The following is a 22,453-nucleotide window of genomic DNA, read 5'->3' on the forward strand; positions in this document are numbered from 1 at the left end:
ATATAGAAATGCAGAATAAGGGTAAATATTACATTACTACTGCGATTGCTTATACATCAGGTAAGCCACACATCGGAAACAGTTATGAGATCGTGCTTGCAGATGCAATCGCAAGATATAAGAGGAGAGATGGGTTCGATGTTCACTTCCAGACAGGATCAGATGAGCACGGACAGAAGATCGAGACCAGAGCTATCGAGGCAGGATGTGCTTCTCCCAAGGAGTTTGTAGATCAGGTTTCAGATACTATCAAAGGACTTTGGAACCTTATGGATACATCCTATGACAGATTCATCCGTACAACAGATGATGATCATGTCAAGCAGGTTCAGAAGATATTCAAGAGATTCTATAACCAGGGCGATATCTACAAGGGATCTTACAAGGGAATGTACTGTACAGAGTGTGAGGCTTTCTATACAGAGTCTCAGCTTAAGGATGGCAAGTGCCCTGAGTGCGGAGGCCCTGTTCATCCAGCAGAGGAAGAAGCATATTTCTTTAAGATGAGCAAATATGCAGACAAGCTTATTGATTATATCAACACACATCCAGAATTCATCCAGCCTGTATCCAGAAAGAATGAGATGATGAACAACTTCCTTCTTCCAGGACTTCAGGATCTGTGTGTATCAAGAACATCCTTTAAATGGGGTATCCCTGTAGACTTTGATGACAAGCATGTTGTATACGTATGGCTTGATGCTCTTTCAAACTATATCACAGGTATCGGATATGACGCAGATGGCAACAGCACTGAGGATTATAAGAAGTGGTGGCCAGCTGACCTTCACCTTATCGGTAAGGACATCATCCGTTTCCATACTATTTACTGGCCAATCTTCTTGATGGCACTTGGAGAGCCACTTCCTAAGCAGATCTTTGGACATCCATGGCTTCTTCAGGGCGGCGAGAAGATGAGTAAGTCAAAGGGCAACGTTATCTATGCTGATGATCTTGTAAGCCTCTTTGGCGTAGATCCTGTAAGATATTTCGTTCTTCATGAGATGCCATTTGAAAATGATGGTGTTATCACATGGGAGCTTTTAGTTGAGCGTTTTAACTCAGATCTTGCCAACACACTTGGCAACCTTGTTAACAGAACTATCGCTATGAGCAACAAGTATCTTGGCGGCGTAGTAGCTGACAAGGGCGTAGCAGAGGATGTTGATGCAGACCTCAAGGCTGTTGTAACAGGCTGCTACGACAAGGTTGAGAAAAAGATGGATGAGCTTCGTGTCGCTGATGCTCTTACAGAAATCTTTACTCTCTTTAAGAGATGCAACAAGTATATCGATGAGACTGAGCCATGGGTACTTGGCAAGGATGACAGCAAGAAGGATAGACTTTCAACAGTTCTTTATAACCTTGTAGAGTCTATTTCTATCGGTGCAGCTCTTCTTGATCCATTTATGCCTGAGACAGCTCAGAAGATCAGAGAACAGCTTAACGCTGGAGAAAGAGATTTCGATACACTTGGAAACTTCGGTGTTCTTGCAAATGATACTAAGGTTACTGAGACGCCAGAGATGCTCTTTGCTCGTAAAGATCTTAAGGACGTTCTTGAAAAGGCTGCTGAGATCACCAAGAAGCAGAAGGCTGAATTCGAAGAGTCACAGAGAAAAGCTGCAGAGAACCTTGCAAAGGCAGGCCTTGCTCCAGCACCAGCTCCAAAGGCAGAGAACACTTCAGATGAGGATCAGGCTCCTATCGATATCGAGCCTAAGGCTGAAATTGAGTATGATCAGTTTGGTGCTATGCAGTTCCAAGTTGGCGAGATCATAGCATGTGAGGCTGTTGAGAAGTCCAAAAAGCTTCTTTGCTCACAGGTTAAGATTGGAAGCCAGGTTAAACAGATTGTTTCAGGTATCAGGAAGTATTATTCTCCAGAAGAAATGGTTGGTAAGAAGGTAATGGTCCTTGTAAACCTTAAGCCTGCCAAGCTTGCTGGAGTATTATCGGAGGGAATGCTTCTTTGTGCTGAGGATGCAGAAGGTAATCTTGCACTTATGACTCCTGAGAAGCCAATGCCATCAGGCGCAGAGATCTGTTGATAATAAATGTCTCAAAGTCCAAGAATCTCATGCTTGCATGAAAGATTCTTGGACCTTGAGACATAAACACACATGAGGAAAAAGCACGATAGTGCGGTTTCCGAATGTGTGCATGAATTGCGAGAACGAAGTGGAGCAATTCATGTTATTATATATATATAAAAGTATTGTAACTAAACACTTTATGGGGAGGAACTTCAAATGGTTCGCAAAGAGGAACTGACTTACAAATCAAGAGACAGACAATCGACCATTCATGCGATTAAGTGGATTCCTGAGGAAAAGCCTGTAGCACTGCTACAGATCATTCATGGAATGCAGGAGTACATTGATCGTTATGATGAGTTTGCTCGTTTCCTCGCTGAGAAGGGCATTCTTGTTATGGGTAATGATCACCTTGGCCATGGTGGTTCTGTTTCAGGCAACGGCACTTACGGCTTTTTCTGCAAGGAAGACCCAGCAACTGTACTGGTCCGTGATGCTCACAGACTTAAGAAAATGGTACAGGAAGAGTATCCTGGTGTTCCAGTATTTATTCTGGGACATAGCTTTGGATCATTCGTAGCTAGAGAGTATATAACTCGCTACGGCACAGGCATACAGGGTGCTATCATCCAGGGCACAGCATTTATGCCAACAGGAACAGTTAACTCATTATCTTCACTTGTTAACTTCATGCAGGTTATCATGGGAACCAAGTATCGTTCAACCATGATCAACAACATGGCGTTCAAGGGCTACCTCAAGAAGATTCCTAACCCTAGAACCAAGTTTGACTGGCTTTCACACAATGAGGAAAGCATAGACAAATATATTGCTAATCCTATGGACAACTTTGTTTTCACACTTAACGGATTTGGCACAATGGCTGAGCTCCTTAGAAGAGTCCAGGATGTGGGCAAGATGGATGATATTCCTAAAAATCTCCCTATCCTGATCACAGCAGGAAAAGAAGATCCAGTAGGCAATTACGGTGAAGCTCCTGCCAAGCTCTTTGATATCTACAAGAAACAGCTTCAGATCCAGAATGTTGAGCTCAAGCTTTATGATGGAATGAGACATGAGCTTCAACAGGAGATTGGAAGAGAGCAGGTATTTGAGGACCAGTATCAGTGGCTCAAGAAAGTGATCGACAGTGTCGCAAATAGTTGATACATCAAAAATAATGGTAAGAAGTGCTTACCATTCTGATTGGGACGGGGCAATGAAGCTTGCATGGAACACCTTCACAAGATTCGATGCCCCGGATTATTCCCGAGAGGGAATTACCAATTTTCACAAATTTGTTAATGATGAAACATTACGAAAGATGTTTATAGCAGGGCACTACCAGTTGTTTGTGGCTATGGACGGCGATGAATGCGTAGGTATGCTTTCAATAAGAGAAAAAAGTCATATTTCCTTATTGTTCGTGCATGAAAACTACCACAAGCATGGCATAGGAAGTGCTCTGATAAAGTACGTTTCCAGATATGGAATCGAAGAAGAGGGGATAAACAGACTTACTGTAAATGCTTCGCCATATGCTGTAGGTTTTTATCATAAGAGGGGATTTAAAGATCTAGGACCGGAGACTGTTGCCGATGGCATCAGGTTTACTCCGATGGAACTAAAGTTACGCTAAAAAGGAATGGTTTTGTTGTATGGGAAAGTTATTTGATATTGATAGTCCACTTATGCATGCTCTGTCCAAGATTGCAGATATAATGTGGCTGAACATTTTGACACTGATTTTTGCAATTCCGCTTATTGTTGAGCAGATCATGACAGTAGGTTCTTACCTGATCCTTCTTCTAGATGAAGATCCTTCATTGCAGACTTTGTCACTTACACCTTTCAATGTTGTACTGTGGGCATGGATATTTGGAATAGTTTGTTCTATACCAGTAGGACCTGCTCTTACAGCAATGCACTATGTGCTTCTTAAGATTGTAAGAGATGAGGATAGTTACGTTACTAAGTCATTTTTCAAATCTTTTAAGGAGAACTTCAAGCAGGGAGCTATTTTACAGGTAATCCAGTGGATTGCTGGTGGAATCCTGCTTTTGGATTTTATTATCATGTATGCTCAGGGTAATTCACCTGTATACCTTTATGTGGTTATGGCAATTTCCCTAATTTTGTACATGATCTCACTGTATATATACCCTCTTTTATCAAAGTTCGTAAATACAGTACCTGGAACACTTAGAAATGCCGCACTCATGTCTATTATGGCATTTCCTAAGACTATACTTATGACAATTGCCAGTGCGATCCCGCTGGTGATCATATTCTTCTTTGTCCAGAAGGCAGTACCTCTTATGATCCTGTTTGGTGTTGCAGGACCTGGATTCTTACATGCACTTTTGTACAATGGCACATTTAAGCGTTTTGAGCCCAAGGTAGAAGAGATGTCTGAGGAAGAAGAACTTGCAGCAGCTATCAGAAAGATAGATGCGGATGAAACAGAGGCTTCAGAAGAAAAAGAAGAAACACATGAGGCAGAGGAAGCAAAGGAACAGTAATAGGGATCACAAAAAAGAGGTATCCTATGAAAAAGGCGTATCTTCAGTGGCTTATTCCTATACTTGTGTTGTACCTTATGGTGGGTATTACCTGCCTTGTTTTTGGCGAATATTTTAAGAACGAGATCATAGAAACAGAATTATCTTACATGGCAGATCACTATAGAAAGGGTATAAGTGAGACTGACATAGTTATAAAAACAGTCGTAGATTACAATGATGCTACGGCTGTTTATTTTAATGATATAAATTACACAGAGGAAAAAGATAATATTATAAGATACCTCTCATATGTTGCTAAAGATGAGGCGATAAGCATGGTTGTGGTATGTGATTCCAAGGGGAATGGCTACAACAACAGAGGAGAAAATATATCTTTTGCAGGAGAAAAGTTTTTTGAAGAGGTTGTAAACGTATATTCAAACGGTGGAAAAGGCATCTTGCCGGTATTAAAGTCCGGGGTATTCCGGGAAGACAGTATTGCAGTAGTTAACCGTGTGGCGTTTGCGGACGGTGTTAAAGGATATCTTATTTCGTGCGTTGATCCTAATAAGATTTCTAACGAGATATTCAAGTATGAAACCTACTATGACAGAGTTGCGCTTGTTTCTCTAAATGGTAGGATCTTAGCTGGCGCAGAAGTTGGAACAGATTTTTTTGAAAATGAGAAATATAGACTAAACACAGATACGATAAAACTTGGGATTTCGCAAAAGAAGGATCAGATATTAGTAATTGATGGGAAAAGATATATGATAATGGTTCCCTCAAAAGTTACATCAGGGTCCATTATTGCGCTTGTAAGTTTTGACAAAATGGATGCCCACCCAACTATAAAGTATAAAATGGGACAATTTTATAAATTTGTTTTTATTCTTTTACTTAGTACATTTGTTTTTATACTTATGAACTATATTACCCATTACGTTTCCGGGCGCATAAAAAAGCGAATGGAATCAAGAGAAAATGAAAAGAGTAAACGAGATAGATTAACTGGGCTTTATAATGAAAATGGAGTACTTGAAGAGATAAAAAGATATATCATAAACCCGGCAAATAGTAATGGCGGAGTGCTCTATGCTATAAAAACAGAAAGCCTTGATCCTGCAAATTCGGGAAAAGTGACAAGAGAACTTGCAGAGCGTCTTCCAGGTAACTTCAGGGTTTCTGATATTATTGGAAGGGGAGAAGATGGTATTTTTATCATATTCCTCAAGGATATCATGGAACCCAAGGATATCAGAAAGCAGACTGACGAATTACAGCTCTTTCTCTATGATTTTAAAACAGACCTTGGCAGCGATGACATAAAGATAAGAATAAGTGCTGGAAGGGCAATCTACCCCAAAGATGGTTCGGATGCTGCTCAAATACTATCTGCAGCTAGAGCTGCAATGGAAAAATCAAGCAACGATGGCAAAGGTAGTATTTCTTTTTATGAATAATGCAATGGACAAATTGCACAGTGAATTTTTTGATTCTTCGTCAACATTTTGAAATTGTGGAAAACGTATTATTATCTTGGGCACATTGGCTAATGAATGGTAAAATATTTGTGAAATTAGTGAATAGATAATAAACTTTCTAAAAGATATACTCTTAAATAGCATAAACGTATTTGCAAATTAGGAGGAAAATTAAGGTATGGCAAGTTTATCACTTCAGCATGTTACTAAGGTTTATCCTAACGGTTTTGAGGCTGTTAAAGATTTCAACCTTGACATCGAGGATAAGGAATTTATCATTTTCGTAGGCCCATCAGGATGTGGTAAGTCTACAACACTTCGTATGATCGCAGGACTTGAGGATATTTCTTCTGGTACTCTTAAGATCGGTGACAGAGTAGTTAACGATGTAGAGCCTAAGGACAGAGATATTGCGATGGTATTCCAGAACTACGCTCTGTATCCTCATATGACTGTATATGATAACATGGCTTTCGGACTTAAGCTTAGAAAAGTTCCAAAGCAGGAAATCGACAAGATGGTTAGAGAAGCAGCTAAGATCCTTGATCTTGAGAAGCTCCTTGATCGTAAGCCTAAGGCTCTTTCAGGTGGACAGAGACAGCGTGTCGCTATGGGACGTGCTATCGTTCGTAATCCTAAGGTATTCCTTATGGATGAGCCTCTTTCAAACCTTGATGCTAAGCTTCGTGTTCAGATGAGAACAGAGATTGCTAAGCTTCACCAGAGACTCGGCACAACAATCATCTACGTTACACATGACCAGACAGAGGCTATGACTCTTGGTACAAGAATCGTAGTTATGAAGGATGGTGTTGTTCAGCAGGTTGATACACCTCAGAACCTCTATGACAAGCCAGGTAACCTCTTCGTTGCTGGATTCATGGGATCACCTCAGATGAACTTCCTTGACGCTGACGTTGAGGTTAACGGAGACAAGGCTTGCCTCAAGATCGCTGGACAGTCAATCGAACTTCCACCTGCAAAGGCTAAGAAGGTTATCGAGGGTGGCTACGCTGGCAAGAAGGTTACATTTGGTATCCGTCCTGAGGACGTTGATGATTCAGAGATGGTTGTTAGCACATCTAAGGCTGTATTTGAGTCAACAATCAACGTATACGAGCTTCTTGGTGCAGAAGTTTATCTGTACTTCGATCTCGCTGAGTTCCCTATCACAGCTAGAGTTGATTCTCGTACAACAGCTAGACCTGGCGATAAGGTTAAGTTTGCATTCGATGTTGAGAAGATCCACATCTTCGACAAAGAGACAGAGAAGACAATCGCAAACTAATAAAGAGATTTATGTGGACCACACATTTTGTGTGGTCCATTTTTTTCTCATTTTTTGCCTTGAAGTAGGAAAATATTGGGGATTTGCGGTTTAAAGTGTTATGATAGATATGTGAGATAACAATTAAGAAGGAGCAAATTATGATTTCTGCACAGACTATAAGAACAAGTATAGAGGAACTCAGCGCTATTACTAAGGTTGAGCTATGTGTAATGGATTTAGGCGGAGAAGTGGTTGCATCCACAAGTGAGAGAGATTTTCTGGATGTTTCCATTGTTATAAGCTTTGCAAATTCTCCTGTTGATTCACAGGTAATTGGCGATGTTCATCTTTTTAAGATTTTGGATGAGGGAGAACCCGCATATGTTCTTTTGGCCAAGGGAGACAGTGAACATGCCTATATGGTAGGCAAAATAGGAGTAAGTCAGTTGCAGAATCTGGTAGTAGCTTACAAGGAGAGATTTGACAGGAATAACTTTTTCCAGAACCTTCTTCTTGATAATATGCTTCTTATTGATGTATATAACAGAGCAAGAAAACTTAAGATAGAGGTCAGTGTACCTCGCGTGATAATTCTGGTAGAGACCAAGAACACTCAGGATAATAGTGCTCAGGAGCTTTTATCCAGCATGTATGGTCAGCATTCTGGAGATTATGTTACTGCGGTGGATGAGAATAGTGTAATACTCATAAAGAATCTCAGCAGAGGACAGAATTACGAGGATGTTAACAAGATTGCCACTACTATTGTAGATATGATGAATACAGAAGCTATGCTGAATGTAAGAGTATCCTATGGAACGATAGTTGATGAGATCAAGGACCTTAGTAAATCTTTCAAGGAAGCCAAGATGGCACTGGATGTAGGAAGAATCTTTTATGCAGAAAAAAGAGTCAACGCCTATAATACACTGGGCATAGGAAGACTAATTTATCAGCTTCCAGAGAGTCTTTGCAGAATCTTTATTGATGAGATATTTGGTGGGAAAGAAGTTCCTGACGACCTGGATGAAGAGACATTAAATACAATAAATAAGTTCTTTGAGAATAACCTGAATGTATCAGAGACTTCAAGACAGCTTTTTGTTCACAGAAATACACTTGTCTATAGAATTGAGAAACTTCAGAAGAGTTCTGGACTTGACGTTAGAAACTTTGATGATGCTTTGACCTTTAAGATTGCACTTATGGTCATCAATTATATGAAGTATCTGGAGAATCGATAAAAAACGGCTCTGTAAAGGATACATGCACGTTTACTCCTGGCAGAAACAGGCAACCTTACAACACATGGAAGGTTCCACTTAGTGCTGCTTCGTTCCCGACCTGACACGGTTCGCAGATTTCCATTGCATAAGACCCGAGTCTACCCAAGAGGACTGCTACATGCACCCTTTACAGAGCCGCTCTAATAATATACTTGTTTTTGATAATTATTTCAAGTCATTATTGATATTATTTATTTTTTTGAAATAGGGCCCTGGATCAGCTGATCCAGGGTATAACTGTCTATATAACTATTTACTGCGTCATCAAGTCCCTTCCAAAAAGACAGAGATGCACAGGAATCTACCAAAGGACATTCAGACATGCCTTCTGCAGCACATTCTACAGGAGAGAAGTTACCCTCCATAGTTCTAAGGATATCTCCCACAACATATTTAGATGGTTCCTGAGCCAGACGATAGCCGCCTCCTGCACCACGCATACTCTCCAGATAGCCGGCTTTGTTGAGGGTTGCAACTATCTGCTCCAGATATTTAATAGTGATATCAAGGCGGATAGCAATGTCCTTGAGCGCAATATATTCATCACTATAACGGCTGGCCAGATCTGTCATAACTCTGAGCCCGTATCTTCCCTTTGTTGAGATCTTCATAATTAGCCTTTCGATAATACATAAATTTGTCTATAATAATGATATATAATAGCAAAAAATGCCAAGAAATACTACCAAAAGAGTAGGAATTGTTTAAGAAAACGTTTTAGGAAGACAATTTTTATGCAGATGATACCAAAATCTCTGGGGCGTATCAGTACAAAAGGTATGACACCGGAGGAAATAGAAGATGTTAAATATATGAAGGCTGCCATAGCCCAGGCTATGAAGGCCTATAGATTAGGAGAAGTCCCAATAGGTTGTGTTATTGTCTATCAGGGCAAAATAATAGGAAGAGGCTACAATAGACGAAACACGGATAAAACCCCTCTAGCCCACGCAGAGATCACGGCAATCAGAAAGGCAGGTAAAGTTATAAAGGACTGGCGTCTTGAGGATTGCAAATTGTATGTGACATTAGAACCATGCCAGATGTGCGCCGGAGCTATAGTGCAGGCCAGGATCCCGGAAGTTATCATGGCAGCAGAAAATCCTAAGGCGGGATGCGCGGGTTCTGTAATGGATATTTTGAACAATCCGGATTTTAATCACCAGGTAACTGTTAAAAAGGGCATTCTAAAGGAAGAATGCTCCAGAATGTTAAAGGAATTTTTTGTTGAACTGAGAGCTAGGAATAAAGCTGAGAAGGAGCAGAAAGGAAACCTTTAATGAAACAAAGACTGATATCTGTTGCACTGATAATATGCATGTTGCTTGCTGTTTCCTCTTGTGGCAGTACTCCTTTTATTGATGATGGAGTAACTGTGAATACAAGGGAGGAACCAGTGACAATAACTTATCTGACATTAGGGGATAAACCAACTAATGGCGCGACAGAAGAAGTTATAGACAGAATAAATAAAATTCTTTTAAAAAAGTGCAATGCCCGTCTGGATATTTATTATGTGGGTTGGAGTGATTATCTTAATACTTACAATAGAGTCCTGGATGACGGAAAAGTGGATATAGACCTTGTGGGTACAGGTACTGACTGGCTTGATGCCTGGCCCAATATAGTAAAAGGGAATTTTTATCCTATGACCAAAGAAATGCTCAGCACTTTTTGTCCCATGACATATTCTAATGTTTCTGACGATGAGTGGAGAAAATGCTCCTATCAGGGTTCTGTTTATATGATCCCCGAAAACGAATTTACCCAGTGGACTAATCACGGTTTTATCTATCGAGGCGATATCGCTGATGAAGCAGGACTTGGAGAAATAGACAACTGGACTGAACTTACCAAGTATATGAAATATGTTAAAGAGAACAGGCCCAACATGGTTCCGTGGGATACGGACGGAACCAATCAGATAATGGGACTTGGATATCTTATGTCTGCATTTAGATATAATCCAATTTATGAAATAAGCATTTATGGAATCTGGGGAAGTGACAGGGACAATGCCGAAAAAATAATATCTCCTTATTATGAAGGAGATGATTATTTACACTTTGCAAGGCTTATGAAAGAGTGGGATAAGATTGGAGTATGGCGCAAACCCTTAGAAGGGACCAGAAATACTGAAGAAGAATTATATTCAGGTTCAACCGCAATCGATCAGCACCACACCCAGAATTTTTATACAACAATAAAACCAGAAATGGAGATAAACCAGCCTATGTCTGATCTAAGGTTTTACTGGTTTGGCAAGGAAATGGGAAATGTCATGAGAGACAGTATACTTCATGGGGCTACGGCTGTTTATGCAAAGAGTAAGAATCCTGAAAAGGCGCTTATGGTTTATGACACCCTTAGAAATGATGAGGAATGTTACAGGCTCCTTCGCTATGGGATAGAGGGAAGGCAGTATTCGCTTACCCGTGGTGGTGAGATGGAGAAACCAAGCGGATATAATTCACAGAGAGATACTTTTCTTGTAAATTTCTGGTGGGGTAGAAGAGATGATTATGAGCTGATCGACGCTTCTTATTCCTGGAGGGATTACTATGAACTTGTGGATCAGTATGAGAAAGTAGCAGTTAATTACCCTTGGGATGGCTATAACTTTGCAGAAATCGCGTCAGACCCCAGGACAAAAGAGATAATTTCAATCTTTGACAGATACATTCCAGAGATAGCATACGCTCAGTATGATATTCCGGCACAGGATGAAGTAGCTCTTTTCCGGCAGGAGCTAAAGGATGCAGGCTTTGAAGAGGTAACAAAAGAAATACAAAAGATAGTAGATTCATATTAATATTGTCACTACAAAATTGCAGCAATTTATGATATGATAGCGCCAATATAATTGTATACATGTATAAAGTTTAAGTGGTAGGAGGAATCAAGATGGTAACAACATTAGATAAGGGCTGCTTCCTGATAAATGGAACAACAATTGTTCCTGATGATAACAATGCCCAGGCAGAACTTTCCAGTAAGGGAATCACATCATCAAGGGAAGAGGCTAGGCAGAACACCATAGCCTATGGCATTTTGAAGGCTCATAATACATCAGGGAATATGGATAAGCTTTGTGTGAAGTTTGATAAGCTTACTTCCCATGATATTACTTATGTTGGAATTATTCAGACAGCAAGAGCTTCTGGACTTGAGAAATTTCCTATCCCATATGTTCTTACAAATTGCCACAATTCTCTTTGTGCAGTTGGAGGAACAATCAATGAAGATGATCACATGTTTGGACTTACAGCTGCTCAGAAGTACGGCGGAGTATATGTTCCACCTCATCAGGCGGTTATTCACCAGTATGCAAGAGAAATGCTTGCAACTTCAGGGGGCATGATACTTGGTTCTGATTCTCATACAAGGTATGGTGCTCTTGGTACTATGGCAATCGGAGAAGGAGGACCTGAGCTTGTTAAGCAGCTTTTGGGACAGACCTATGATGTTGATATGCCAGGTGTAGTAGCTATCTATCTGGAGGGCAGCCCCAAAAAGGGAGTTGGACCTCAGGACGTTGCTCTTGCAATTATCGGCAAGGTCTTCGGCGATGGCTATGTCAAGAACAAGGTAATGGAGTTTGTAGGCCCAGGCGTCAAGAATCTTAGCGCTGATTTCAGGATTGGCGTTGATGTTATGACAACAGAGACAACATGTCTATCTTCTATATGGCAGACAGACGATACAATCAAGGAATACTATGATATCCACGGAAGAAGTGGAGATTATAAGGAGTTAAGACCAGGAGATGTGGCTTACTACGATGGCCTTGTCAGGGTTGATCTTGATACACTTAACCCTATGATCGCTATGCCATTCCATCCTAGCAACGTTTACGAAATCGCTGAGGTCAACAGGAATGCAGCTGATATTCTTGCAGATGTTGAGAAGCGTGCCAAGGTAAGCTTTGGAGATAAGGTAGAGTTTTCACTTCAGGATAAACTGCGTGATGGCAAATTCTATGTTGATCAGGGAATTATTGCTGGCTGCGCAGGTGGCGGATTTGAGAATATCTGTGCTGCAGCAGATATCCTTAAGGGACGATACATTGGCAATGATAGATTTACACTCAGTGTATATCCTGCTTCAACACCAATTTACATGGAAGTTGTTAAAAATGGTGCTGCAGCTACTATTCTTCAGTCAGGTGCAATCTTAAAGACTGCATTCTGCGGCCCATGCTTTGGTGCTGGTGATACGCCTGCCAATAACGCATTTAGTATCAGACACTCCACCAGAAACTTCCCTAACCGTGAAGGCTCTAAGGTTCAGAATGGACAGGTCGCTTCTGTAGCACTTATGGACGCAAGATCAATTGCTGCAACAGCTGCTAACAAGGGCGTTCTTACACCTGCAACAGAGTTTGACGGAGAATTTAATAAGTATACATATCACTTTGATAGTGATATTTACAAGAACCGAGTATTTGATTCAAAGGGCAAGGCTGACCCTTCAGTAGAACTCCAGCTTGGGCCAAATATTAAGGACTGGCCACAGATGGTTGCTCTTACAGATAACCTGCTCCTTAAGGTCGTTTCAGAGATTCACGATCCTGTAACTACTACAGATGAGCTCATTCCTTCTGGAGAAACCTCATCCTACAGATCAAACCCTCTTGGACTTGCAGAGTTTACTCTTTCAAGAAAGGATCCTGCATATGTAGGCCTTGCAAAAGAGGTATATCAGCAGGAACTTCTGCGTCGTAAGGATGCACCTCTTAATGAAATGAGCCCTGAGACTGCAGCAGCGATAAAGACAGTTTTGGAGAAATTCCCTGAGATAACAAGTGCCAATACTGGTATTGGTTCAACTATATTTGCTGTTAAACCTGGAGACGGATCAGCAAGAGAGCAGGCTGCATCTTGTCAGAAGGTTCTGGGCGGATGGGCTAATATTGCCAACGAATATGCTACAAAGCGTTACCGCTCAAACCTTATTAACTGGGGAATGCTTCCATTTATCATTGATGGGGAGAATCTTCCATTCAAGAATAAGGATTATATATTTGTTCCGGAAATCAGAAAGGCGGTAAAAGAAAAAGCTGAAAGCATCAAAGCTTTTGCTATCGCTGACGGAAAGATGACCGAGTTTGAACTTAAACTTGGAGGTCTTACTGATGATGAGAGACAAATAATCCTTGATGGTTGTCTTATTAACTTTAACCGCGTAAAATAATAATGATGCGGATAAAAGTTTAAGATAATTAGCATAAATGGGTAAGGCATGTTTTCTTATATGAGTGGGACAAAGAGAATAATAGCAGCACTGCTGGTGCTGATAATGGGAAGCGTCGCTGGTTGCGGCGCTTCTTCTGCTGAAAGCAGTGTGGATATAGCAGAACTTACAGGGGCATATCAGACGGAAGGGCAGAGTGTGTCCAAGGTGGATTATGTGGCTCCGGTGCAGCTTCCTAACATACTTGTAGACCAGACGGGGTTTGAGCAGGAATCAGAGAAGGTTGCAATATTCAGAGGTAAGGATCTTCCCAGGACTTTTCAGATAAGAAATCTAGAGACAGGAGAGGTGGCCTTTATAGGTGATGTGGTAAAGGCTGTTCTTGATAAGGAAAGTGGCAAATATTACGGAATTGGAAGGTTTAACAGCTTTAAAGAGCCGGGAACATATGTGATTTATGCTGAACATCTTGGAGAGTCTTTTTCTTTTTCCATAGGAGAGGATATTTATAAGGACGTTTTGGACAGAGCCTGCCAAAAGTACTACACAAACAGATGTGGGATTGCTATTTCTCAGATAGTTTCAGGAGACAATGGACATAGTGCCTGCCATACAACAAAGGCCAGACTTCAGGATAATACAGACACTCTGATCGATGTAACTGGCGGATGGCATATGGATGAGCATGCTGACAGGGATGCACTTATTGGTTCAAAGGTCGTGGAAGAGCTTCTTTTGGCTTATGAGATGAATCCTGAGGCTTTTTCAGACGAAGCAGGAATTCCTGAAAGTGGCAACAAAATTCCGGATATCATTGATGAGATCAGATATGAGGTAGACTGGCTTTTAAAAATGCAGGATGCCAAGACTGGAGGCGTGTACGGAGCAGCCATAACCAAGAGTCAGGGAAATGGAGACATTTTTGCTGCTCCTGTGGAAGTGACATCGGTGTCAATGGATGCGACCATAAGATTTGCAGCTACTATGGCGAGGTTTAGCTTTATTTATCAGCAATATGATCAGGATTATGCGACCATAGCGCTGAGAGCTGCTGACAGGGCCTATGAGAGCTTTTTGATAAATCAGACAGTAGCTGATAATACAGCGGCTTTTAATGCGGCAGCCCAGCTCTACAGAGCGACAGGAAGTGATAAATACAGACAGGCCCTTGATAGCTTTTTTGCAAGGGAGGGCTTTCTCGAAGAGTTTGATACTGACGAAAATGTGTTTGTAGGCGCTGTGACATATCTTTCAACTAATCAGGAGGTGGACAAGGAACAGTGCAATAAACTGATCAAGGCTCTGATGAAAAAGTCTGAGAGGATTGCTGCAAGTGCCACAGAGAGTAGATTTCTGGTGGCAGATGAAACAGAAAACGGGAATTTTGATAGATTACTTGAGGATATAAAATGCCTCTCTATCACTAACCACATAATCCACAACCACGAGTACACAACGATCATAGAAAACCATGTGCATTACCTTATGGGGATGAATCCGTGGTGCATCAATCTTCTTACAGATGAGACGGAGAGAACATTTAAGGATAGTACTGATTTTGGTGGTATCATGAACGATCCTCACAGCGATGCTCTGGTGGTGTTTATGCTAAGCGCTCTTGAGGGATAAAGTCAGGGCCATAAAAGGAATGCAATTGAAGTAATGCAATAGAAGCAATGCCAGTTTTTCCAAACTGATAGTCATGTTATGGAATTTGCATGATATGTAGCCTAGTGATAATATGGATGGGTCATGAATACAATAATAAATGGACTAAATATAAACTATATAGATGAAGGTCAGGGACCACTTCTTATAATGCTCCACGGCTGGGGCTCTAATATTGATCTTTTTGCAGGAGTAATATCTTTTGCCAAGGCCAAGTATCATGTGGTAGCTATGGATATGCCTGGGTTTGGTAAGAGCGATGAGCCTGCAGAGCCTATGAATGTTGATGCCTACGTGGACTTTGTTCTCTCTTTTGTAAAAGAGCTTTATCCAGAGGAAAAGGAAATCATATTCCTTGGGCATTCCATGGGAGGAAGGATCATAATAAAGCTTGCCTCTGGAATACATGATGGCAGAATCAAAACTGATTTTACTATTCCTAAGATAATCCTTACGGATTCAGCGGGAGTTTTGCCAGTTAGGACCAAGGCCCAGAATAGTCGTACCAGGAGATACAAGTTTTACAAGAATCTTATTACAAAGACAGGAATTGTGAAGGTCTTCCCCGGGGCGCTTGATAGACTTCAGAAGAAATTTGGAAGCGCAGATTATGCCGCAGCTTCACCTGTTATGAGAAAGTCGCTTGTTATGAATGTCAATGAGGACTGCACTCCTTATATGCCTTCAGTTACACAGCCTACACTTCTTATCTGGGGTGACCGGGATACAGCGACTCCTCTTTCTGATGGTAAGAAGATGGAAGAGCTTATGCCAGAGGCAGGACTTGCAGTTATAGAGGGAGCAGGACATTATACCTTCCTTGATAATCCATATCTGTACAACAGGATTTTGGGAAGCTTTTTAGGAATATAATTTAGGAGAAGATTATGATTTTGCTATGTACATTGCCAATTCTGGCTATTATGGTTCTAGCACTGAGATATTACAGTCATATGCTGCAGCTTTCCAGCTATCAGTTTCAGGGATATTTCAGAGTTCTTAGATCAGAGAAACTTAAAATGCTGCTACATGTGATGATTCTTGTATTGTCAGTATTGGCTATAGTAGGGCTGGACATGAGAAACAAAGTGCCACTGACCATGATCTGCGGAGTGCTTCTTTTTGCAGATATTGTGTGGCTTGTAGTTTTGTATATTCCAAGAAAAGCCAAGAAGAAGTTTGTTGTTACCAGCAGGGTTAAGAGACTATTTGTAACCTATGGTATACTGAGCATACTTATTCTTGTGGTTCCGCCAGTAATTTCAAAGCTTTCATATGGAGAGACAAGTGAGTTTAACAGCGCGGATCTAAGTGATGTTGCACCTATACTGGTATTTATCATGATGGCAGTGATCTATATGGCTATTCTTCCGCTTATTCCGGCACTTGCTAATCTTATCAACAAACCAATAGAACTTAGGATCAATAAGTACTACATCGACGATGCCAAGAGACTTCTTAGAGAGCATCCAAACCTTCGCATTATCGGAATTACAGGAAGTTTCGGCAAGACAAGCGTTAAGTACTATCTGACAACTCTTTTGTCAGAGGGTTTTTCAGTTCTTATGACACCAGAGAGCTACAATACTCCTATGGGAATTGTCAGAACCATCAGGGAGCATTTGAAGCCAACTCACGAGATATTTGTATGTGAAATGGGTGCAAGACACCTTCATGATATAAAAGAGATCACGGATATTGTTCATCCTGATGATGGAATCCTTACTTCTATCGGATACCAGCATCTTGAGACCTTCCATTCTCTTGATAACATCATCAGCACCAAGTATGAGCTTCTTGATGCAGTTGATGAGAAGATGAAGACTACAGGAGAACCTGCCAAAAAGCATCTTAAGTTTGTAAATGGCGACAATGAGATCATAAGATCCAATATGAAATATCAGGATGCCATCACCTATGGCCTTTTAGAGGGCAATGACTATAGAGCTACAGATATTAAGGTTACTAGTGGCGGAACAACATTTGTGGTAACAGCTCCTGACGGAGAGAGCTGTGAGTTTAGTACTAAACTCGTAGGAAGACATAACGTAGAGAACATTGTAGGAGCTATTGCAGCGGCAAACAGCCTTGGTATTCCTATGAGCAAGCTGAGGATAGCAGTGAGAAGGCTTGCTAGTGTTCCTCACAGACTTGAGCTTAACAAGCACGGTAACGTATCAATCCTTGATGATGCTTATAATTCAAATCCTAATGGAGCTAAGGTTGCGCTTGAGACACTTTCTCTTTTTGAGAACACGGTTAAGATTCTGGTAACACCTGGAATGGTAGAGCTTGGAGCCAAGGAGGATGAGTACAACAAGGAGTTTGGCCGTCAGGCAGCGGCTGTCTGCGATTACATCATTACAGTTGGCGAGAAGAACAGTGCTTCTATAAAGGCAGGTGCCTTGGAAGCAGGCTTTGACCCGGAGAGACTTTTTGTCAAGAATACTCTTTCTGAAGCTACAGCTCTTATGTATGAGATTGATGCTGGAAGAGAGAAAGTCATACTTCTTGAAAATGATCTTCCAGACAACTATAAATGATGATTCTTTGATTTTTTGTTCCAAGAGTGTATAATGTTTGCGGACTTGAGGAAAAATAGTTTTTATAAGTGAAAGAAGGCAAGTTATGAAATTACAGCTGGCAGTTTTATTTGGTGGAAAAAGTACAGAGCATGAGATTTCTATCATCTCAGCTATTCAGGCTATTGGCAGCATCAATAGAGACAAGTACGATGTTATTCCTGTTTACATTACCAAGAACAATGATTTCTATGTTGGTGAAGATGTGGACAAGATTGAAGAATACACACATATTCCAGAGCTTTTAAAGAAGAGCACACAGGTTATATGGGTTAAGGATGGCGACAAGGTAACACTTCAGAGATTTAACAAGAAGCTGTTTGGAAGCAATGTGATCGCGCAGGTTGATATCGCATTCCCTATCGTTCATGGAACAAATGTTGAGGATGGTACTCTTCAGGGCTATCTTGCAACACTTGGACTTCCTGTAGTTGGCTGTGATGTTCTCTCATCAGCTGTTGGAATGAACAAATATGTTATGAAGACAGTTCTCAAGGACAACGGAATTCCTGTTCTTGACTGCAAGTGCTATACCTGGAAGGACTATGAGGATGTTAATTCTCTTGTGGAAAAGATTGAGAAGACATTCGAATACCCTGTTATCATAAAGCCACTTAACCTTGGTTCAAGTATCGGTATCAAGAAGGCAAAAGATAGAGATTCTCTTTTAGAGGCTCTTGATCTTGGCTTTGAATTCTCTAAAAAGATCCTTGTTGAGCCAGCTATTGACGACCTCAAGGAAATCAACTGCTCAGTAATTGGAGACTATGAGGAAGCCAAGGCTTCAGAGTGTGAGGAGCCTGTTAACTCAGATGATATCCTCAGCTTTGAAGATAAGTATATTGGCGGAGCAAAGGGTGGTGCCAAGGGTGCCAAGACTGGAGGCAGCAAGGGAATGGCATCTCTTAAGAGAAAGATTCCTGCAGAGATCAGCCCTGAGCGCAGAGAAGAGATCAGAAAGATGGCAGTAGATGCCTTCAAGTGTCTTGGATGTTCTGGTGTTTCCAGAATTGACTTTATGATCGATAAAAAGACAGATAAAGTATATCTCAATGAGATCAATACTATTCCAGGCTCACTTTCATTCTATCTTTGGGAGCCACTTGGACTTAAGTATACACAGCTTTTAGATGAAGTTATAGAGCTTGCCCTTAAGGCAGACAGAGAGAGCCACAAGATTGTATATTCCTTTGATACTAACGTACTTGAAGGCGTTCACCTTGGCGGCGGCAGCAAGGGATCAAAGATGTAAAAAATACCCAGGTTGGTAGGAAATTCTTACCAGCCTGGGTTTTCTTTTGACTTTTGAAGGGCTAATTGCCTTTTATAGAGTCTTACTATGGAATATTACTGAGCGTTTTTAAGGTAGGTCTGTTCTACAATATCATAAACGAATTTGTCGATGTTCTTTTGATCTTCCTTACTAAGCTCGCCTGGAATAATAGGTTTGCAATACTCGATAGTAACATGGGTACGCTTGATAAATGGCATGTGCTGTTCAAGGATTTCATCGGAGTGGTTTATTACTACAGGGATGATAGGACAGCCAGTCTTCTGAGCAATCTTAAAGCTTCCCTTGTGGAATTCACCTAGAGGAGCATCAGTCTTGTTTCTGGTTCCCTCAGGATAGATGAAGATCGAGATACCATTTTTTACCTTGTCGATAGCGGTAAGGATCATCTCCATACCCTTGCGGATATCCTTTCTATCAAGGAAAAGACAATCCATGTAGATCATCCAGATGTTAAGAAGCGGCACTTTAAGAATTTCTTTCTTGGCAATAAAGCCTGTAGGCGCTGGAACTCTTGGATAAGCAAGAACAATATCGAAGATGCTGCGGTGGTTACCAACATAGAGAACGGCTGTATCCTTGGGAACATTTTCTTCGCCGATGACGGTTCTTTTTACACCGCTGATAAATAAAACCACGTTGAAGGCCCAGCTGACTATAGCAAGTGAGATGGTCTTCTTGGCCCAGGGATTAAACCTGCCGACTATCCAGAGAACACCCTGGATTGGAAGACTAACTATGAGAAACACTGCAACAAATAAAACTGCAAGGATTGAACGTATCATTATAAAGCCTCTTTTCTAAATTCTAAAAATTTCCTTTCCCATTTTCTCATGGATAGATGGAAAATGGAATAGCTTTTTGGGAAAGAGATTTACACAGTCTATAAAGAATGATAAAAATATAAAGAAATTAAAACAAACAGAATGGTTTGGGGAGCGAAAATGCTGATAATAAAGAACGGAACTTTAGTTGATCCGGCAAGCGGACGAAGTGGAATGTATGACATTCTGGTGGACGGAGATAAGATTGCAAGGATAGGAGCCTGTGGAAGTCTTGATGATATGGCCATGGAGGCTATGAGCATGAGCCTTATGGAAGGAACAGATGATACAGGCGCGGGCCTTACTGAGATTGATGCCACTGGATGTGTAGTGGCACCGGGACTTGTAGATTGCCATGTACATTTTAGAGACCCGGGATTTACCTATAAAGAGGATATAGAAACTGGCTCCAGGGCAGCAGCCAAGGGTGGTTTTACCACAGTAGTCATGATGGGTAACACTAATCCACATATGGATAATCCAGATACAATCAGGGATGTGTTAAAGCGCGGAGCAGGAACTGGAATCAAGGTATATACCTGTGGTAACGTCACAAAAGGTATGGAATGCCAGGAACTTGTGGATATGGATGAGCTTATTAAGGCTGGAGCAGTTCTTTTTACTGATGATGGTAAGCCTATCACAGACGATGCACTTATGGAGAAGGCTTGTAAAATGGCGGCAGAGAAAGGCGTAGTAATAAGTCTTCACGAAGAAAATCCAGAGTATATAACCGATAACGGAATCAATGCAGGGGAAGTTGCGCAGAAACTTGGGCTTACTGGATCCCCAAGAGAAGCTGAGATTTCTATGGTAAAAAGAGATATAGAAATAGCAGAGAAGACCGGTGCCGAGATTGTAGTACAGCATATCAGCGCTGCGGAATCCGTGGACCTTATCAGAAATGCAAGGCAAAGAGGTGTCAGGGTTCATGCAGAGGCAACTCCTCATCATTTCACGTTGACAGAGAATGCTGTTCTTAAGTACCTCTCACTTGCCAAGATGAATCCGCCTCTTAGGCTTGAAAGCGATAGACTGGCCATAATAAGGGGGCTTAAGGACAATACAATAGATATGATAGCAACTGACCACGCTCCTCACTCAAGAGATGAGAAGCAAAAAGAGCTTAAAGAGGCCCCAAGCGGTATAACGGGCCTTGAGACTTCTTTGGCCCTTGGTATCAGGGAACTTGTTCAGACAGGCGAGCTTTCTCTTATGGAGCTGTTGGAGAGGATGACAGTAGGCCCGGCCAGGGTTTATGGCCTTGATGCTGGCGTGATCGAAGAGGGCAGGGATGCGGATCTTGTGATCTTTAATCCTGTGGAAGAGTGGGATTTTATCCAGAGTGCTTCTAAATCCACTAACACTCCATTTCTTGGAGAAAGGCTTCCGGGGCGTATACATGCTACAGTCTGCAGGGGCAAGGTGGTTTATAATATCTGAAAATCAAAAATCTGTTAAATGGGAGATTAAGAATGGCAAAGAAGGCAAAAATTGAGGCAAGAGTGCTGAGCCAGAGTATACTGGCAGAGGGAATCTACGACATGTGGCTTGAGACAGAACTTGCTATGGACGCACATCCAGGGCAGTTCGTAGGTGTATATCCCGCCAATAAGGCAACTCTTTTACCAAGACCAATCAGTATATGTGAGGTTGATAAAGAAAAATCCGCTCTTCGCCTTGTTTACAGGGTTGTGGGTTCAGGCACTGCGGAATTTGCACTGTACCAGCCTGGGGACATCATTATGATTCTTGGAATCTTAGGAAATGGTTTCCCTCTTGAAGCGGCAGAGGGTAAAAGAGTCGTAGTAATGGGCGGAGGCATTGGTGTTCCACCACTTCTTCAAACAGCGAAAGAACTGTCACAAAAGGGAACAGAAGTTACAGCGGTTATGGGTTATAGAAATGAAGAGACCTTCCTTTCTGATGATTTTAAGAAATATGCAAAAATGGTCATTGCAACTGAGGATGGAAGCGTAGGAACCAAAGGAAATGTCATTGATGCTATGAATGAAAATAGTGTGGAATGCGATGTAATCCTGGCTTGTGGTCCTATGCCTATGCTGAGGGCAATCAAGCAGTATGCGCAGGACAAGGGTATCAAGGCATATATATCTCTTGAAGAGCGCATGGCTTGCGGCGTAGGAGCGTGCCTTGGATGTGTTTGCAAGACTAAAGAGGTGGATCACCACTCATACGTGCATAATGCCAGAATATGTACTGATGGACCAGTATTTGATGCAGAAGATGTAGAAATATGATGACGTCTGTGGTTATTCGTATATCATATGATTTAGTCAGTATATAGAGGATTT

At 41.4% G+C, this 22,453-nt stretch carries 18 protein-coding genes and 1 other RNA gene; 16 read left to right on the forward strand and 3 right to left on the reverse strand.

Going from position 1 to position 22,453, the window contains the following annotated elements; all coding sequences use genetic code 11:
• Positions 1-8 precede the first annotated feature (8 nt).
• The 7 genes from metG to G631_RS0112335 all read left to right on the forward strand — a co-directional run bounded on the left by metG (position 9) and on the right by G631_RS0112335 (position 8,538).
• Complete coding sequence (gene metG, locus G631_RS0112305; RefSeq protein ID WP_026489709.1) at positions 9-2,051, forward strand: methionine--tRNA ligase; 2,043 nt, start codon at positions 9-11, stop codon at positions 2,049-2,051.
• Between the two features lie 201 nt (positions 2,052-2,252).
• Positions 2,253-3,203: an alpha/beta fold hydrolase gene (locus G631_RS0112310; protein ID WP_026489710.1), complete on the forward strand. Its 951-nt coding sequence runs from the start codon at positions 2,253-2,255 to the stop codon at positions 3,201-3,203.
• Positions 3,204-3,255: 52 nt separating this feature from the next.
• Entirely contained in the window at positions 3,256-3,675 is a 420-nt protein-coding gene (locus G631_RS0112315; protein ID WP_035789796.1) for a GNAT family N-acetyltransferase, read from the forward strand.
• Positions 3,676-3,694: 19 nt separating this feature from the next.
• Complete coding sequence (locus G631_RS20315; RefSeq protein ID WP_051197215.1) at positions 3,695-4,558, forward strand: YesL family protein; 864 nt, start codon at positions 3,695-3,697, stop codon at positions 4,556-4,558.
• A 26-nt stretch (positions 4,559-4,584) separates the two neighbouring features.
• Complete coding sequence (locus G631_RS0112325) at positions 4,585-6,003, forward strand: GGDEF domain-containing protein (RefSeq protein ID WP_026489712.1); 1,419 nt, start codon at positions 4,585-4,587, stop codon at positions 6,001-6,003.
• 199 nt (positions 6,004-6,202) lie between these two features.
• Positions 6,203-7,312, forward strand: a complete 1,110-nt coding sequence (locus G631_RS0112330) for an ABC transporter ATP-binding protein (RefSeq protein ID WP_026489713.1) — start codon at positions 6,203-6,205, stop codon at positions 7,310-7,312.
• A 140-nt stretch (positions 7,313-7,452) separates the two neighbouring features.
• Entirely contained in the window at positions 7,453-8,538 is a 1,086-nt protein-coding gene (locus G631_RS0112335; protein WP_026489714.1) for a PucR family transcriptional regulator, read from the forward strand.
• A gap of 40 nt (positions 8,539-8,578) precedes the next feature.
• Here the strand turns inward: G631_RS0112335 and ffs are convergent.
• Positions 8,579-8,678: signal recognition particle sRNA small type (ffs, locus tag G631_RS20740), an RNA gene on the reverse strand.
• Positions 8,679-8,771: 93 nt separating this feature from the next.
• Positions 8,772-9,191, reverse strand: coding sequence for an RrF2 family transcriptional regulator (locus G631_RS0112340; protein ID WP_026489715.1), 420 nt, complete (start codon positions 9,189-9,191; stop codon positions 8,772-8,774).
• 129 nt (positions 9,192-9,320) lie between these two features.
• On the opposite strand from G631_RS0112340, the gene tadA reads away from it, so the two are divergent.
• From tadA to G631_RS0112375, 7 genes are all read left to right on the forward strand, one after another.
• A complete protein-coding gene (tadA, locus tag G631_RS0112345) occupies positions 9,321-9,860 on the forward strand; it encodes a tRNA adenosine(34) deaminase TadA (RefSeq protein ID WP_334291288.1) in 540 nt (179 codons plus the stop codon).
• On the forward strand, positions 9,860-11,392 hold the full coding sequence (locus tag G631_RS0112350) for a hypothetical protein (RefSeq protein ID WP_026489717.1): 1,533 nt from the start codon (positions 9,860-9,862) through the stop codon (positions 11,390-11,392). The genes tadA and G631_RS0112350 overlap by 1 nt, the downstream gene beginning before the upstream one ends.
• 92 nt (positions 11,393-11,484) lie before the next feature.
• On the forward strand, positions 11,485-13,773 hold the full coding sequence (locus G631_RS0112355; RefSeq protein WP_026489718.1) for a hydratase: 2,289 nt from the start codon (positions 11,485-11,487) through the stop codon (positions 13,771-13,773).
• A gap of 60 nt (positions 13,774-13,833) precedes the next feature.
• Positions 13,834-15,402, forward strand: coding sequence for a glycoside hydrolase family 9 protein (locus G631_RS0112360; protein ID WP_196803863.1), 1,569 nt, complete (start codon positions 13,834-13,836; stop codon positions 15,400-15,402).
• A gap of 123 nt (positions 15,403-15,525) precedes the next feature.
• Positions 15,526-16,314 (forward strand): alpha/beta fold hydrolase, encoded by a 789-nt coding sequence (locus G631_RS0112365; protein ID WP_026489720.1) that lies wholly within the window; start codon positions 15,526-15,528, stop codon positions 16,312-16,314.
• Positions 16,315-16,328: 14 nt separating this feature from the next.
• Complete coding sequence (locus G631_RS0112370) at positions 16,329-17,984, forward strand: Mur ligase family protein (RefSeq protein WP_026489721.1); 1,656 nt, start codon at positions 16,329-16,331, stop codon at positions 17,982-17,984.
• Positions 17,985-18,069: 85 nt separating this feature from the next.
• The gene (locus G631_RS0112375) at positions 18,070-19,275 is read left to right on the forward strand and encodes a D-alanine--D-alanine ligase family protein (protein WP_026489722.1); all 1,206 of its coding nucleotides are present in this window, start codon (positions 18,070-18,072) and stop codon (positions 19,273-19,275) included.
• Positions 19,276-19,370: 95 nt separating this feature from the next.
• On the opposite strand, the gene G631_RS0112380 is transcribed toward G631_RS0112375, so the two are convergent.
• Positions 19,371-20,099, reverse strand: a complete 729-nt coding sequence (locus G631_RS0112380; protein WP_026489723.1) for a lysophospholipid acyltransferase family protein — start codon at positions 20,097-20,099, stop codon at positions 19,371-19,373.
• Between the two features lie 159 nt (positions 20,100-20,258).
• On the opposite strand from G631_RS0112380, the gene G631_RS0112385 reads away from it, so the two are divergent.
• Positions 20,259-21,581 carry a dihydroorotase gene (locus G631_RS0112385; protein ID WP_026489724.1) on the forward strand — a complete coding sequence of 441 codons (1,323 nt, stop codon included), beginning with the start codon at positions 20,259-20,261 and terminating at the stop codon, positions 21,579-21,581.
• Positions 21,582-21,613: 32 nt separating this feature from the next.
• The gene (locus tag G631_RS0112390; RefSeq protein ID WP_026489725.1) at positions 21,614-22,399 is read left to right on the forward strand and encodes a dihydroorotate dehydrogenase electron transfer subunit; all 786 of its coding nucleotides are present in this window, start codon (positions 21,614-21,616) and stop codon (positions 22,397-22,399) included.
• Positions 22,400-22,453: the final 54 nt, after the last annotated feature.

The organism is Butyrivibrio sp. XBB1001, from assembly GCF_000424505.1.
GTDB lineage: Bacteria > Bacillota > Clostridia > Lachnospirales > Lachnospiraceae > Butyrivibrio.